Origin of the sequence: Streptomyces sp. NPDC058619 (assembly GCF_042717785.1) — a bacterium.
GTDB lineage: Bacteria > Actinomycetota > Actinomycetes > Streptomycetales > Streptomycetaceae > Streptomyces.
The window spans coordinates 1-14,727 of the sequence record NZ_JBHXQN010000007.1; the positions used below are offsets into that span (position 1 = coordinate 1).

Here is a 14,727-nt window from a genome sequence, read left to right on the forward strand (position 1 = left end):
CATGATCCGCCGCTACGTCATCTGGCGAAACCGCCACGCCGACGACCGGCGCCTACGCGCCGTCGTCGACAGGGCAAACGTTGCCTGACGCGGCAGTAGGCGTCTGGATCGCGCCGGGTCCGGGGGTTCCTGCGTGCCGGACGATCACCGTGTCGTCGGTGTGGTGTCCCAGCAGGATGCCTCCGGTTTCCCTGGTGGAATCAGCTGTTCTGAGTTCGTCGCTGATGACCCGGGCAGCTTGCGGCGTGAGGTGTACAGCGGTAACGGGCTGCAGCATCATGCGGATTCGCAGGTGGCGCAGCCGGGGTGCGGAGGCGTGGCGGGGAGCCATCGGATCTCCCCGGTCCGGGTGAGGTCGAAGGGAGGTGCGCAGTCGGGTTGTCGGCGCAGGCTGACAATGCAGTGCTCGCCGGGAAGGCGCTGGTCGGGGTGCCCTTCGCGTTCGAGGAGGGTGGCGATGGCGATCTTCGCGGCCAGGTGACCGACAATGTGGAGGTCGGGACCGACCGCAGTCATCGGCCGGTGCGTGGTGCCGGTTCCGTATCCGGCGTCGAGTGCGGGTTCGGGGTCCATGCCGCCCTGTACGGCAAGAGCCTCGCGCCGACAGGTGAGGCATCCATGTTGGGGCCAGGGCCGCAGTCGGAGGACTTCGCCGATGGCTCCGTTCTGCAGGACGCAGGCCAGGACCGCGGTGATACCGGCGCGGCGCGCGAGGTGTCCCGTCACGCGACGCGCAGCAACGCCGTCGGCAGCGCAGACTACGAGGTCGCTGTCGTTGAGCAGCGGTCTGACCTGGTCTGCGTTGTCGACAATGTCGAGGGCGAGGGGCACGACCTTGGTGTCGGGGCGCAGGGGGGCAAGCTCTTCGGCGAGGGCGGTGACTTTGGGGCGGCCGACGTGACGGCGGGCAGTGGTGTGGCGTACGAGGTTGTGCCAGGAGAGCCGGTCCGGGTCGACGAGGGTGAGGCGTCCGATGCCGTAGCCCGCGAGGGCATGTGCGGTTGCAGATCCGATGCTGCCGGTGCCGACGAGCGTGACATGGGCGGCCTCGAGATCTTTGACAGGCCAGTGGTCCTGGAGCTGGCTGATGCCAGTGGTCTCGGGCTCGACAAGGGAGTTGAGGGGGTACGCGCCATCGCGCCCGACGCGCCAGGCCACAACGTCGGGCACGTCGTGCTCGGGAAAAGTGCCCTTCAGGTCCGGGGCGCAAGTCAGAGCGATGTACGGGTTGAGACCGGGGTTCTTGAACCCGCTGGTGAGGTGCTCCTGAAATGCGGACAAGGGGATGCCTGCGCCTAGCCTGCCGCTCAGCTGACGCCAGTAGAGGTGGAGCATGGGAGCTACTCGGTACCAGCAGCCTGCCAAGCTGCCGTCGCCAGCGGCGAGCAGGTTTGGGCCGGGTGTTGTGTCTACGGGGAGAACTGCGCCATCGCGGGTGGAGATTCCCCGGATAACGGCCAGATTCTCATGGTTGCGGCGCAGAGCTATCTGGCCCCAAGGTCCGGCCTCGCGGATGGTGACTGCCGCCTGGCGGGGAACGAGGATCAACACGAAGGCTCGCTCCGGGCGTCTTGGTCGTCCGGCGTCGTGCCAGGCGGAGCGGTCTGGCTGTCATGGCTAGCGCCAGCGGGGGGCGGGTTGGTAAGGAAGTGGTCGAAGCGGTCATCTTCGGCGATGCCGCATTCGGACATCTGCGGGATCACCCCGTGCTTCATCAGCGCGTACTCCACTCTCCAGGCGGCGGCTTTAATAAGCAGGTCGACGACGGACGCGCGGCCTGTCCACAGATCGTCGGAGCGCAGCAGACAGAGGGTGCCGTCGCCGTTGACGTGCCAGCGTGACTGCGTCCACTCGGCCAACTCAGGAAGCGGGTCGAGGGGAAGGATGTGGGGCGGCACCATGGGATAGGAATGCCGGTAGGCCATGAGAAAACGGAGCCCTGTGTCGCCCGTCCAGTTGGTCAGGTGTGCAGGCTGGGGCCGGTCAAACGGCCACAGGGGCAGTGTGCCCTGCCAGCTTCCGCCGCCTTCGGCGTCGTAGGCGAGGTCGGGGAAGGCGGCGGGGATCTCATGCTGGTCTCGTTCGAAGCGGCGTGGCTCGGCGGCCCACCACGGGATGGGCGCCGGCCGTATGGGCCTTTGAGGGCCGGGAGTGGCCGTCATCCCTGGGGTGCGTCCTTGATCGGCCGGGGGGTGATGAGCGCCGGTGCGCTGGTGATGAGGGCCGGGGCTGCGGTGATGGGGCTCGCGGGCTTGGACGGTGCGGGGAAGGAGTCGCCCAGGATCTCCTGCCACAGCCGAAGAGCATCGTCGGTGTTGCCTGCCGCGGCGGCCGCGCAGGCCCGGTCGGCGAGCTCGGCGGCTTCGGTGAGCGCAGTGTGCAAGGCGATGTAGTCGAGGTCGGGCTGGATCGCACCGCACAGGCCAGCGGGGTCGCTCACGCCCTCGTGGACACGTGCTGCGGCGGCGGTGAAAAAGATACGCAGCCCATTGGACCGGTTACCGGACGAGGGCATGCAGTTCAGGGCGAGGACTTCCATGACGAGTGACTTGACGCGGCCGGTGACCGGAACGTCGTGGCGCACTGCTTGAGGACGCGGACGAGCGGGCGGAAGTGCTCCCAGTCTCGCTGGCGTTTGGCCACGAGGTTGATCAGGTGCTCGGGATCGGCGGGTACCCAGGTCTGGGTGAGCTTCTCCGGGATGAGGAGGGTGCCGTCAGTCTGCCGGAGGGCAGGCATCACGTCGACGGTGAACCCTGACTCGTCCTTGGGGTCGTCGAGGAAGCACTTGACTGCGTGGTTCCTCGGCAGTGCCAGTCTGACTTCGTTGCCGTGAGTGCCGTTGGTCTTGCCCAGGAGTCGGTTGACCTGGCCGCGGGTGTGGTCCAGGGCATGTTCGGCACTCAGGCCGGCGCTACCCCAACCGGGGTGGTGGGAGGCGTCGTGGACAACGATGATGTCGACGTCGTGGATGGGCCTGAGCTGGGTGCTGCGGCTGAGGGACCCGGAACCGAACGCCTCGGCGACGTCGGGCTCGCTCTTCAGCGCCGCCTTGAACAGGTCACGCCGGTCTCGGGCGAGCCTGGTCTGGCCCACGTCCTCGTTGACGCTCTTCTGGAACTCGTCGAACGATTCGTCGATCCCCATACCTGCCTCCTCGGCCTTGCGGGTCCAGCCCGTGTTCCACACCGAGTTCGGCCGCCTGGTGGGGCAGGCTTCGTCCGTGTTCGGGAGGCATCGGGCCGCTCTCATCCAGCGTAGGCGTCGCCACTGACAACGCACCCAAGTGGACGATGCGCAATCGGGCGTCCGGGGCCGAGTAGACGGGGCCCGTTCTCGTTGGGCGGCCGGCGGGTGGAATGGCGACAGGGTCGGGAAAGCGCGTGAGCACCCAGGGCAGCGCCGCAGACGCTCCGCTTGGTGCCGGATGGGCTCGCGACCTCGAGGTAGGGACCGGTCGAGGGTGGGAACTCCCTTATCGGCGGAACCGAAACGCTATGCAGACCGGATCAGGTGTCCGACCAATCCGGGCGCGGCGCTGGACTGTCGCAGACCAAAGGGTCACTGCCTTCTTCTCCGCGTCCGGATACAGCAGGAAGGTGCCCGTTCTTGGGGGCACTTCAGGGACACTTCGGTCGACTGACGGCAGGTTCGATGGGAGCGGAAATGCGGGATAGCGGTCTGCGGCAGCTGAGACGTCTGCTGTTGTCACGAGAAGGCGGGGGAACAGTGCTGATGGCGGGCGCTACGGCGGTCGCCCTGGGCGTCGTGCCAACCATCCTCGAGCAGTGGACAAGCCAAGTCTGGATCTTCGGGCTGGTGTTCCTTGCCGGTCTGGCCACAGTGCTGATGGGCTGGCTGATGCATCGGCCGAGAGGGCTGGGAGTCGTTCTCTCGCTCTACCCTCCGGAGCGGACACAGCGCTCACGGGTCGGCGTGTTCAAGGCCGCGTCCCGAAGCGCCCACACCAACACTCTCGTGATCGACCGATCCGTACTCTGGCCCGCCGGACAGGGTGAACGTGTTCCAGCCTCCGTCGTCGACATCGCTGCCCGACTGATCGATGCCCAGGTCGAAGAGCTCAGGGAGACCAATCGGGACGAGTCTGACGTCGTACTGTATCCGCTTGCACACCTGAGTGACGGGTTCCTTCTCGGTCGGCGCCTCTCCGACGATCCCCAGCTGTCCCTGGGCCTGATGCACCTCTCACGCCGAAGGGGGCGTCCGGTGGTTCTGGGTATCCAGCTGGACTCCGAACTGCAGGGCCCTGTCTCTCCACGTCAGCAAAGCCTGATCTCCGCACATCTGGCCGACGCCGCCAATCCGGTGCCGCACCTCGTTGAGGTAGCCGCCACCCCAGGTCAGGCACCCCATCGCATTGCGCTCATCGTACGTTTGACTCCGTTGGACTCGATGGTCACCGAGGCACTTCAGGTTGTCACCACCGGCCGCCCCGCCCCGGATTCACCACGTGTCGGATACCAGCTCATGGGAAGCGGCCGGGAGCCGGATGTCGACGGCTTCGGCGCATACCTTGTCATTGAGATCGGCGCCTTGGGCCTACCGGACGACCCTGAAGTCTTCGTGGCGGTAACGATGCATATCAACCGTGCTTGGCGCGCAGCACGCCAGGAGTGGGCGACCCGCACCGGAACAGCGGCACCCGTCGAAGGACGGCTGTTCTTCCACGGCCCCCTTCCCATCGCTATGGCTCTGGGTTGGGTATGGAGTAGAGAGCCGATCGACATAGTTCATCACTCGGCATTCGAGCTGCCGCTGAGGTAGACAGCGCCACGCATGCCCTGCAGCCAGGAGGCGAAAGGATACACACCCGGGCGAGTTCGAGGAGCTTTGCCACATCAAGAGTCGCGCTGCGCAGTATGCGCAGGTGCAGCAGGGCAACGCCCGGCGAGCGGGTACACGCTGTGGGAGCAGTTGTCGCTGGGGAGAATCTGGGGGGAATGAAGCCGCACTGGGGAGCGCCTGGGGAGAATCGACCGCACAAAACGGCATCACCGTGAAAGCTCCAGAAACGAGCGAAGCCGCAGGTCAGTCCGCCTCCTACAGCGATCCGCGCAGGTCAGTTCGCTGAGGGCGAGGACTTCAAGAAGATCTCCAGTTGGGCGGCCATCCTCTTTGCACCCACCCTGGTCGGCACCATCTACGGCATGAACTTCGAGGTCATGCCGGAACTCCACTGGGCCGCGGGCTACCCCTTCGCGATCCTCCTGATGGCAGTGGTCTGCACAAGCCTGTATGTCATCTTCAAGAAGCGCGACTGGCTGTAGGAGTCAGTTGACCCTCACGCACCAACGGGGGGGCACCGGTAGCGGTAGTCCGTCAGGCATGCACACGGCCATCCGCCATCACCAGCCGAACGCGGCGTAGCGCCTGGAGATCGCTCAGGGGATCACCATCAACGACCAGGAGGTCCGCGCGGAGGCCGGGGAGCAGGCGCCCCGTGACCTTGCCCAGCCCGAGTGCCTCCGCCGCCTCGCAGGTGGCCAGGTCGACGATCTCCTGCGAGGTGCAGCCCAGATGGGCGAAGAACTCGAGACTGGACACGAAGTCATCGAAGACCGCCCGGCTCACGCCCGCGTCCGTGCCGGTGAGCAGCCGCACCCCGCGCTCGCGCATTCGGCGGATCCCGCCGAACATCTCCTCCGCGCGCTCATGTCCGAAGCGCTCGGCGAAGCCGCGCCAGTCGGGGCTGGCCGCCGGACAGACCCCGATGCCCCGGGCGGCGATCTCGTCGACGACGTCGTCGAGGAGCCGGAAGCCATCCTGGTCGATCCACGTGCAGTGCTCGATCGTGCTCACCCCGGCCTCCACCGCCGCGACGATGCCTGCGGTGCCGTGCGCATGCGCCGCCACCGGGAGGCCGGCACTCGCCGCCTCCTGCACGATGATCCGGAGCTCCTCGGCCGTGAACTGGGGCGCCCAGATCGGCGGCCCGCCCTTGGTGATGCCCCCGCCCGTGGCCATCACCTTGATGAGGTCCGTGCCCCGCTCCACGTTGCGGCGGACCAGCGCCCTGGCGGCGTCCTCGCCGGACACCTCTCCGCCCAGGAACCAGCAGTGTCCGCCGGGTCCCGTCACAGGAGTGCCGGCCGCCAGGACACGGGGTCCGGGCACCCGTCCCACCCTGACGGCGTCGCGGAACTCCGTCACCAGTCCGTTCCGGTCGCCGAGGTCCCGCACTGTGGTGACGCCGGCGTTCAGCAGACCGAGTGCCCGCTCCGCAATGCCTTTGGCCACCGTCGCATCGTCCGCCTCCCGCAGCGCCGCGACCGGATCGGGCCCCGCGTCCAGAACGAGGTGGACATGCGCGTCGACGAGCCCCGGCAACAGCGTGCCGTCGGGGTAGTCGTGACGGAGAGTGCGCGCGGGGGCACGGGACTCCACCTCGTGGCGCGGTCCGGTGTCCGCGATGACGCCGTTTCGCACCAGCACGGCGCCGTCCGCCAGGACCTGGCCGTGCGGTCCGATCACCACGCGCCGGGCCGAGATCAGGGTTTCCATCGCCACTCCTCGTTCAGAATTGCGCTGTCAGAGTTTCGGACAGCCGGATCAGTTGCCGTACATCACTCTCCAGACTGCCGGCGCCCTCGCCGGGCAGGGCGACCGGGACGGCCTGGGAGGGCGCATCCTCTCCGGAGGCGTACGCCCGCAACGCGGTCCTCAGATGGCGCGCCGCGACCTCGGGCGTGAGTGGTGCCTCGGCGTCGGCCGTGGCCGCCTCCAGCGCCAGATAGGGACTGATCCGGACGAGCCCGTCCCGGCACTCGATGACACGCCGGTAGTAGCGCCGGTGCACGCCCCGCGGACTCAGCGCGTCCCAGCGGCGACCGCCCCCGGTGCGTTCGAGTGCGTCCTCCGGGAACGCCAGGTGCAGAGCCTCCCAGAGGGGGGCCAGCCTGTGGTAGACGCGGCCGTGGTGCCACCACAGACGGATGCTGGCCCAGCGCGTCACCAGCCCCGGGTAGACCACGCCCGCTACGAAGAGGGGGATCGCGAGGTCGAGCAGGAGCTTCGCGCCGGTGATCACCGGGTGGGGCACACCGCCGCCTAGCAGGCGCACGAGCGTCAGGCACTCCCGTACCGCCGAGGCCAGCAGCATGCCGGCAAGCGCGGCGGCCACCATCCGCAGCCCGGTCGCCAACGGCCGGCTCGCCAGCCGCGCGTACCGCACTGTCCAGAACAGCGCCGCCGCCAGGGCATACGTGAGGTAGGCGCCGGCCGAGAGGTAGAAGACCGCGACACCGGGGACCCTCATGTCGGCCGTCGCGTACGTGTGGCCCCGCTCGGCGTGCGGCGTCACGGCCATGGCTGCCGAGGCGATCACCGCAGTCGCGGCGAACGGCACCGCATGCCACCGCACCCGCGTCCGGGCCGCGGCCGGTTCGGACGCCGAGTGGATGAAGAAGCACCCCAGGAAGTACACGGCTCCGAGCAGGCAGAGGTTCTGCAGCAGCTTCGCGGCGCCGTCCCCGGCGAGCCCGTCAACGAGGCGGATGACTACGGGCAGGCCGAACGGGAAGGAGAGACCCGCACTGAACATGCAAAGGAAAACCGCGCGCAGCAGCCGGTCAGAAGGATCGCGCACGACCTGCCGCCCCGTCCAGAGCAGCGAGCCGTACAGAACAACGGCGAGCACCAGGGACAGCACGGTCACAACCACCCCTGCCGGTCCGCGAGCGCCGTGTGCACCCGTCGGGCCGAGATGTCACCCGGCGCGCGGGGCGTGACCCTGTCCAGCACCGACGCCCACTCGAGGATGATCGTGGCGACGAGTTCCGCCTCCCGCTCCCTTTCCTCGGCGTAGGAGGTGCGCCGGAGCGCGCGGTTGATCACCTCGATCGAGAGGTCCGGCAGCACCTCCTGCCAGACGGCATCCTCGGACTCGTCGCTCCCGTGGTCCGCCAGGATGTGCCCGACCTCGTGGAGCACGATGTGGTCCTGGTGCGCCTGGCTCGTCTCCTTCTGGTAGAAGATGAAGTCCGCCTGCGCGCCGGCGATCCACAGACCGTACGGGCCGGGGACAGGCAGCGAGTACGGGACCAGCCGGATCGGCCGTCCGCGGTGTTCACCGAGGAGCCGGCACAGCTCGGGGACCCGCAGTGGAGCGGTGATGCCGAGTTCCCTGAGGATGCTCCGACATCGTTTGCGCAACGTACGTTCGGTCACGGGCCAACTCCGTTGGTGAATCTCCTGGGGCCTGGAAATTCCATCCAATGACGTCAGACCATCATGATCCAGGATGATTCAGGCCATCGTTTCGGCCGGGACCGCCCTCGGCCTGCTCCAGGCGGTAGACCACGTCCAGCAGATCCATCACCTGTTCGCGGTGCTTCTGCGACAACTGACCCGCCCGCATGGCCATCAGCTTCACGTCACTGCCCTGCGACGCCTCGTGCAGCCGCGCCTGCGCGGCGGCGAGGGCCGAGAGCTGCTCCTCGATGCGCGCGGTGGCCGAGTCGTCCACGAAATAGGCCGTGGAGACTCCGAAGAAACCTGCCAGCGCCTGCAGATGACGCAGCGTCGGATTGGTCTTCTTGCTCTTCCGCAGCTGCCAGATGTAGCTCTGAGAGATCGACACCCCGGTGTCCCTGATGGCGGAGGCCACCTGCTCGTTGCTGTACTCGTGGTCGGGATCCGGTCTGACGGTCTCGAAGAGCCGGTTCAGCTTGTCGGCGAAACCGTGTTCCGGCTCCTCTGGCATGACGCCCCCCTGGTCCGGCCAGCTCTGTTCTTCCACTCAGATGAATCGGTGCAACGCCCACTATCACCACACTGGTTGAAGAGCGTCAAGGTGCGGACTACGGTACAACTGCACCGGCCGTCAACCGACGTGAAAGAACGGTCTACCCAAGAATCGACATGGGTCGATGCCGGACCTGGGGGAAGCGACGAAGGCAGCCATCGGCTCCGCACCGACCACGCGGGAGTCGTCCCTCCGGCTGCCCCCGTCCCCCGCCCCGGCGAGCCGGCGGCGTGGCGCGAGTGCTTGAGCACAACGTGAGCCAGAAGGGGGAGCAGCACATGTCAACTGCGTCTGGAACGGGGAACATCCGACGCCACAGCAGTGCCGCCGAGATACCGCTCTACGCCCAGATCCGGGCGAAACTCAGGATGGACATCGCGTCGGGCCTCTACCCCCAGGGGGAGTACCTTCCGCCCGCCGACCAGCTCGGCAAGGAGTACGGCGCCAACAAGAACACGATCCTCCGGGCGCTGCGGATGCTGCGCAGCGAAGGCGTCGTGGACTTCGGGCGCGGGCGCGGTGCTGTCGTCCTGCCGACTTCCCTCCCGGTGGGCCTCGACGACATCTCCGACCAACTCCAGCGGGTCGTCAACCTCGCAGACGTCTCGGGTATCCCGCGCGCCGCCATCATCTCCGCCATCGAACGGATGCCCAGGATGGCCGCCCGCCATGGGAGGGCGGCGCGGCGCGGGCTGCCGGCGGTGCGCGGCCGCAGGCCGGGATGGAGCCAAGGAAGCTCAAGCGGAGAGTGACCAACAGGCCAAGAAGACCAGGCTGATCCCGCACGCCCGGACCGGCGGATCCATCTCACGCCGGTCCCTCTTCTGCCAGGTGGCGGCCCCTGACAAGAGGTGCCGGGCGGCCCGGCCGCCCCGATCGCGGACCGTGTCGGCCACCGGTTGCTCCTTGAGCGGCGGGTGGCCACCGGCCGAGGATCTTTCCAGGCGGCCACCGAAATCCCGGGAAACGGGGTCGTCTCGTCAGAAACCCACGCGAGAACGGATGAAAACCATGGCCAAGAAGGTCTACGAGGTTCCGGCGCTGTCCAAGGCCGGCGACTTCCGCAAGGACACCGGATTCCTGAAGCGCGGACCGCACGAGCCCAAGGTCCGTCTGCCCCTGGGCTGGTAGTCCGATGACAAGCCACGGCGAGGGATGGTTCGCGCTGTTTCCGGACTGTGAGGCCGCCCTCGCCGTGGCCTCCCGACTCGGGATACGCGGCGAACGCACCCTCACACACCCGTCAGGAAGACCGTTCGTGCTGGGCAGCTGGGCCACCTCCGTCCAGGCCCGAAACGACCAAGGACTCTTTGTGGCGCTCATCGGACACACTCCCGTCGGCGCACCCGAACTCACCGCGCACATCGCCGGGGTGCGCGAACCCGGCGCGGTCCACCGAGTCGCTGCTCGCCTCCCCGGCGACTTCCACGTCATCGCCGAGGCACACGGCGAGATCCACGTGCACGGCACCGCCTCGGGGATGCGACGTCTCTTCCACGCCACCGAGGACGGCATCACCGTCGCCGCCAACCGCGCCGACGTCCTGGCCCGGCTGTTCGACGCGCCCGTCGACGAGGACGCCCTCGCCCTGCGACTGCTGGACTCCGTCCCGCACCCGCTGGGTGACGTCCCCCTGTGGCGCGGTGTGCACTCCGTCGTCCCCGGCGAACTCCTGCGCTTCGGCCGCTCCGCCCCCCGGACGGTCCGCTGGTGGCAGCCCCCGCAGATACAAGTCCCGCTCGCCGAGGGGGCTGAGGCGCTCCGCACGGCGCTGGACGAGGCCGTACGCCTGCGGGTGGACATCGCCGGGAGCGTCAGCGCCGACCTCTCTGGCGGCCTCGACTCCACCACCGTCTGTGCCCTCGCCGCAGGCGTGAGCACCACACCGTTACCCGCGCTCACCATGCCCAGCAGGGATCCGGGCGACGACGACGTGCACTGGGCCCGACTCGCCGCCGCCGAGATCGACGGCCTGGAGCACATCCTGCTCGACATCGACGAGATCCCACTCTTCTACAGCGGTCTGCTGGACGTGCGCGGACCCGTCGACGAACCCCTCCCCACCATCCTCGACCAGCCGCGCCAGCTCGTCGGCCACGACCGGCTCCTTGCCGGCGGGTCGCGCCTCCATCTCACCGGCATGGGCGGCGACCACGTCCTGTGGGGGCATCCCGCGCACCACCGTGACCTGCTGACCACCCGCCCCCTCACGGCCCTGCGCAGCATCCGCGGCTATCGCGCCCAGAACCGCTGGTCGCTGCGCGAGACCCTGGCCGTCCTCGCCGACAGCCGCCCCTACGGCCGGTGGCTCGCGGACGCCGCCGACGACGTCACCGCCCCCCGACCCGCCCCGCACAGCCCGGACGTCTTCGGCTGGGACATCCCGCCCCGTCTGCCGGTCTGGGCCACCGCCGACGCCGCCGCCTCCGTACGCCGGAGCCTGCGGGAGGCCGCCCACACGGCACAGCCGCGCGGTACCACCCGCGCCCTCCACAACGAGCTCCACACCCTGCACCACGGCACGCGGGCCACCCGCGTCCTGCACCAGGTCGCGGAGCACAGCGGGCTGCCGCTGGCGAGCCCCTTCCTCGACGACCGTGTCGTCGAGGCGTGCTGGTCGGTCCGCTCCGAGGAGCGCGCCACACCCTGGGAGTTCAAACCGCTGCTCAAGCACGCGATGCGCGGCCGGATGCCCGACGCGCTGCTGCGCCGCACCACCAAGGGCGAGGCCTCGGCCGACGCCGCCAACGGACTGCGGGAGAACCGCGAACGCCTCGCCGAGCTGTGGCGGCACTCGCTGCTCGCCAAGGCCGGACTGGTCGACGCCGACAAGCTCCTGGACATCACCCTGCGGCCCTCGTCGCCCGAACTCCGGCACGGCGGCCTTGACGCCACTCTCGCCTGCGAGATCTGGCTCCGCACCATCTGAAGGGGAACCCATGCAACTGCGTGAGGACGTGTCCGTGGTGGACACCGACTACGGCAAGGTCCTGCTCGACGGCAGTACGGGTGAGTACTGGGAGCTCAATCCGACCGGCAGCTCGGTCCTGGCCAGCCTGCTCGACGGCACCCCGGCCGAGGACATCGCCGATGCCCTGTGCGCCCAGTTCGACGTCGACGCGGACCGGGCGCAGGCCGACGTGACCGCCCTGCTCTCCGCCCTGCGCAACGCCCGGCTGGTCAGGCCATGAGCTTCCATCCGGTCCCGGAGACCCACACCGGGACGTCGTTCGCTCAGCGCGCGGGGGCCCGCCTCGCCGTGGCGGTGGGCCGGCCCCTGCTGCTCCTGCCGCCGGCCCGGCTGGCGCGGGTGCTCGGCGTGGTGTCCCGCGGGGCCCGCCCGGCCGGCCATGAACGGGCCTACCGGGCCCGGCAGGCCGTCACCACGGTCAGCGCGGTCTGCGCCGGCCGTGAGGGCTGCCTGCCGCGCTCGGTCGCCACGGCCCTGCTCTGTCGAGCCCGCGGCGAGTGGCCCACGTGGTGCGTCGGCGTCCGCGCCGCTCCGCCCTTCGGCGCCCACGCCTGGGTCGAGGCGGAGGGTCGGCTGGTGGGCGAGGAACTGCCCGAGAGCTACTTCCGGAGGCTGATCACCGTGGGCTCCGGGAGCGAGGAGAGGAGCCCTTCATGACCGACCACTCGGATCCGTCCGGCGCGGCGACCGGAACCGGCCGGGGAACCGAGGGCGAGCCCGGGACCGTGGCGCGCCCGGGGGAGAACCCCGCCGACGGCGCCCGACCGGGCACCCGTGATCTGCTGCGCCTGCTGCGCGGCAGCGGCCGGACCGTGGGGGCCGCGCTCGCGCTGACCTTCGTCGGCACCGCCCTCGGACTGCTCCAGCCGCTGCTGACCATGCGTCTGATCGACCGGGTCTCCGCCGACCGGGCCGTAGCCGCGCTCGGCGTGACGCTGGCCGCTCTCTTCCTCGTCCAGGCCGCCCTCGAGGCGGCCGGTCAGTACCTGTTGGACGTGACCGGCGAGAGCGTGGTCCGGCGCCTGCGCCGCGGGCTTGTCGAACGGCTGTTGTTCGTCCGCCTCCGAGAACTCGACGGCCGGCGCGCCGGCGACCTGCTCTCCCGGGTCGGCACCGACACGACCATGCTGCGGGACATGGTCGCGGGCAGCTTCGTCCAGCTCGTGACCGTCACCATCACCGGAGTGGGCGCCGCCGGACTGATGCTGTGGATCGACCCCGTCATGTTCCTCGTGGTCGCCGGGACGCTGGTGGTCGCCGGCGTCCTCGTCGCGGGCGTGATGGCCGGCATCCGGACCAGTACCGAACAGGCCCTCGCCGGTGTCGGTGCCATGACCGCCGACCTCGAACGCGCCCTCGGCGGCATCAGGACCGTACGGGCGGCCCGCGCCGAACACCGGGAGGCCGAGCGCATCGGCGCGGACATCGACGCCGCTTTCACCGCCGGCGTCCGCTCCGCGAAGCTCGGCTCCGTCGTGGGGCCCGCCATGGAGATCGCGGTCAACGGCTCGTTCCTCCTCGTCCTGCTCGTCGGGGCGGTCCGGGTTTCCGACGGCTCCATGTCCGTCAGCGAACTCGTCGCGTTCCTGCTGTTCGCCACCTACCTGGTCATGCCGCTCGCAGGCCTCTTCAACGCGCTCAGCCTGATCCAGCGCGGCCTCGGCTCGCTCCGCCGGATCGAGGACGTCCTGCGCCTGCCCGTCGAGCAGGACCCGGAGGACGATACGCCCGTACCGCTTCCTGGCCCTGCCGCGTCACCCGCGCCCCCGCTCCTCGAACTGCGCCGAGTCTCCTTCGCGTACGACGACCGTCCTGTACTGCGCGACGTCTCGTTCTCCGTGCCGCGCACCGGGCTCATCGCCTTGGTGGGCCGGTCCGGCGCCGGCAAGACGACGATCGTCTCCCTCGCCGAGAAGTTCCACGAACCGGACGGCGGACACGTCCTCTTCGACGGCGCCGACGTCAGGGGCGTCGATCCGCGCGACCTCCGGGCCCGTATCGCCCTGGTCGAGCAACACGCGCCCCTGCTGTACGGAACCCTGCGGGACAATCTCGTCTACGCGAAACCCGGGGCGGATGAGAGAGAAATCCGGGAAGTGCTCCGGATGGTGAATCTCGAAGAACTCGTGGAACGTCTGGCGAACGGACTGGAGACAGAAGTGGGCGATCGGGGATTCAACCTCTCCGGCGGCGAACGCCAGCGCGTTGCCATCGCCCGCGCCCTGCTCGCCCGGCCCGAACTCGTACTCCTCGACGAACCCACGTCGCAACTCGACCCCATCAACGAACGGGAACTCACCGACGTCCTGCGGGACATCTCCCGGGAACGCGCCCTGCTCGTCGTCGCCCACCGCATGTCCACCGTCCGGGCGGCCGACCGGATCGTCGTCCTCGACGACGGCCGTGTCGACGCCGAGGGCACGCACGAACAACTGCTCGCTGAGAACCCGTTCTATCGCAGGCTGACCACCGACCACCTCACGCGGCCGCTCGGCCGGCCCGCCCCAGACAGGAGCGTCGCAGCACCGTGAGCCCCACCACTCCCCGCACCCCCACCGCACCCCACGCGACCGCCGGCGCCCGCGCGCCGGGCGCACCGCACTGGACACCGGCCCTGGAACGGGTCGGCCGACTCACCCCGCGCGAGCAGGAGACCTTCCTCCTGCTCGCCGAAGGGCTCTCCAACGAAACGATGGCCCAGAGGCTGCACGTGACCGAACGGACCGTGCGCGCACATGTCGCCGCGGTCATGGAGAAACTCGAACTCTCCTCACGCCTGACCGTCTGCCTGGCTTCGTACGTGTTCTCCACGGAGCGCGTGGACGCCGGGAACCGGCTTGGTCCGTAAAGAGTCCCGAAACGCTATCCGTTCGGAATCCGGGCCCACGGCAAATACTGTCGCCACGGCCAATGGAACGGACGCAAGGAGATCGACATGATTTCCCTGGCGCCGGAAAAACCTCCGGAGCCCCCGGCGAATCAATTCGCCGGG

The 14,727-nt window shown here is 69.1% G+C and carries 16 protein-coding genes and 2 pseudogenes; 10 read left to right on the plus strand and 8 right to left on the minus strand.

Annotated elements, in window-relative coordinates; all coding sequences use genetic code 11:
- A pseudogene (locus tag ACFWTC_RS09365) lies at positions 1-88 on the plus strand (transposase); the annotation flags it as partial.
- 188 nt (positions 89-276) lie between these two features.
- On the opposite strand, the gene ACFWTC_RS09370 reads toward ACFWTC_RS09365, so the two are convergent.
- The 4 genes from ACFWTC_RS09370 to ACFWTC_RS09385 all read right to left on the minus strand — a co-directional run bounded on the left by ACFWTC_RS09370 (position 277) and on the right by ACFWTC_RS09385 (position 3,147).
- Positions 277-1,551 carry a HesA/MoeB/ThiF family protein gene (locus tag ACFWTC_RS09370; protein ID WP_384074126.1) on the minus strand — a complete coding sequence of 425 codons (1,275 nt, stop codon included), beginning with the start codon at positions 1,549-1,551 and terminating at the stop codon, positions 277-279.
- Positions 1,545-2,162, minus strand: a complete 618-nt coding sequence (locus ACFWTC_RS09375) for a hypothetical protein (RefSeq protein WP_384026451.1) — start codon at positions 2,160-2,162, stop codon at positions 1,545-1,547. Before ACFWTC_RS09375 ends, ACFWTC_RS09370 begins: the two co-directional genes overlap by 7 nt.
- Complete coding sequence (locus ACFWTC_RS09380) at positions 2,159-2,440, minus strand: hypothetical protein (RefSeq protein ID WP_384026454.1); 282 nt, start codon at positions 2,438-2,440, stop codon at positions 2,159-2,161. The genes ACFWTC_RS09375 and ACFWTC_RS09380 overlap by 4 nt, the downstream gene beginning before the upstream one ends.
- Positions 2,441-2,520: 80 nt before the next feature.
- The gene (locus ACFWTC_RS09385) at positions 2,521-3,147 is read right to left on the minus strand and encodes a hypothetical protein (protein ID WP_384026457.1); all 627 of its coding nucleotides are present in this window, start codon (positions 3,145-3,147) and stop codon (positions 2,521-2,523) included.
- Positions 3,148-3,729: 582 nt separating this feature from the next.
- Here ACFWTC_RS09385 and ACFWTC_RS09390 point away from each other — a divergent pair.
- Both ACFWTC_RS09390 and ACFWTC_RS09395 read left to right on the plus strand, forming a co-directional pair.
- Positions 3,730-4,785 carry a hypothetical protein gene (locus ACFWTC_RS09390; protein WP_384026460.1) on the plus strand — a complete coding sequence of 352 codons (1,056 nt, stop codon included), beginning with the start codon at positions 3,730-3,732 and terminating at the stop codon, positions 4,783-4,785.
- Between the two features lie 311 nt (positions 4,786-5,096).
- Positions 5,097-5,288 (plus strand): annotated as a pseudogene (locus tag ACFWTC_RS09395) (CorA family divalent cation transporter); the annotation flags it as partial.
- Positions 5,289-5,340: 52 nt separating this feature from the next.
- Here the strand turns inward: ACFWTC_RS09395 and ACFWTC_RS09400 are convergent.
- The 4 genes from ACFWTC_RS09400 to ACFWTC_RS09415 all read right to left on the minus strand — a co-directional run bounded on the left by ACFWTC_RS09400 (position 5,341) and on the right by ACFWTC_RS09415 (position 8,758).
- Positions 5,341-6,522 carry an amidohydrolase family protein gene (locus tag ACFWTC_RS09400; protein ID WP_384026463.1) on the minus strand — a complete coding sequence of 394 codons (1,182 nt, stop codon included), beginning with the start codon at positions 6,520-6,522 and terminating at the stop codon, positions 5,341-5,343.
- A gap of 13 nt (positions 6,523-6,535) precedes the next feature.
- On the minus strand, positions 6,536-7,675 hold the full coding sequence (locus ACFWTC_RS09405) for an MAB_1171c family putative transporter (protein ID WP_384026466.1): 1,140 nt from the start codon (positions 7,673-7,675) through the stop codon (positions 6,536-6,538).
- Positions 7,672-8,187 (minus strand): hypothetical protein, encoded by a 516-nt coding sequence (locus ACFWTC_RS09410; protein WP_243339093.1) that lies wholly within the window; start codon positions 8,185-8,187, stop codon positions 7,672-7,674. Before ACFWTC_RS09410 ends, ACFWTC_RS09405 begins: the two co-directional genes overlap by 4 nt.
- Before the next feature lie 61 nt (positions 8,188-8,248).
- Positions 8,249-8,758, minus strand: coding sequence for a helix-turn-helix domain-containing protein (locus ACFWTC_RS09415; RefSeq protein WP_384074129.1), 510 nt, complete (start codon positions 8,756-8,758; stop codon positions 8,249-8,251).
- Positions 8,759-9,042: 284 nt separating this feature from the next.
- On the opposite strand from ACFWTC_RS09415, the gene ACFWTC_RS09420 reads away from it, so the two are divergent.
- The 7 genes from ACFWTC_RS09420 to ACFWTC_RS09450 all read left to right on the plus strand — a co-directional run bounded on the left by ACFWTC_RS09420 (position 9,043) and on the right by ACFWTC_RS09450 (position 14,583).
- Positions 9,043-9,516 carry a GntR family transcriptional regulator gene (locus ACFWTC_RS09420; RefSeq protein WP_384026469.1) on the plus strand — a complete coding sequence of 158 codons (474 nt, stop codon included), beginning with the start codon at positions 9,043-9,045 and terminating at the stop codon, positions 9,514-9,516.
- Between the two features lie 259 nt (positions 9,517-9,775).
- Positions 9,776-9,895 (plus strand): keywimysin-related RiPP, encoded by a 120-nt coding sequence (locus ACFWTC_RS09425; protein ID WP_107069644.1) that lies wholly within the window; start codon positions 9,776-9,778, stop codon positions 9,893-9,895.
- Between the two features lie 181 nt (positions 9,896-10,076).
- Positions 10,077-11,693 (plus strand): asparagine synthase-related protein, encoded by a 1,617-nt coding sequence (locus ACFWTC_RS09430; protein ID WP_384074132.1) that lies wholly within the window; start codon positions 10,077-10,079, stop codon positions 11,691-11,693.
- A gap of 10 nt (positions 11,694-11,703) precedes the next feature.
- Positions 11,704-11,955: a lasso peptide biosynthesis PqqD family chaperone gene (locus tag ACFWTC_RS09435; protein WP_384026475.1), complete on the plus strand. Its 252-nt coding sequence runs from the start codon at positions 11,704-11,706 to the stop codon at positions 11,953-11,955.
- On the plus strand, positions 11,952-12,392 hold the full coding sequence (locus ACFWTC_RS09440) for a lasso peptide biosynthesis B2 protein (protein WP_384026477.1): 441 nt from the start codon (positions 11,952-11,954) through the stop codon (positions 12,390-12,392). The genes ACFWTC_RS09435 and ACFWTC_RS09440 overlap by 4 nt, the downstream gene beginning before the upstream one ends.
- Positions 12,389-14,266, plus strand: a complete 1,878-nt coding sequence (locus ACFWTC_RS09445; protein ID WP_384026481.1) for an ABC transporter ATP-binding protein — start codon at positions 12,389-12,391, stop codon at positions 14,264-14,266. The genes ACFWTC_RS09440 and ACFWTC_RS09445 overlap by 4 nt, the downstream gene beginning before the upstream one ends.
- Entirely contained in the window at positions 14,263-14,583 is a 321-nt protein-coding gene (locus tag ACFWTC_RS09450; RefSeq protein ID WP_384026484.1) for a response regulator transcription factor, read from the plus strand. Before ACFWTC_RS09445 ends, ACFWTC_RS09450 begins: the two co-directional genes overlap by 4 nt.
- Positions 14,584-14,727: the final 144 nt, after the last annotated feature.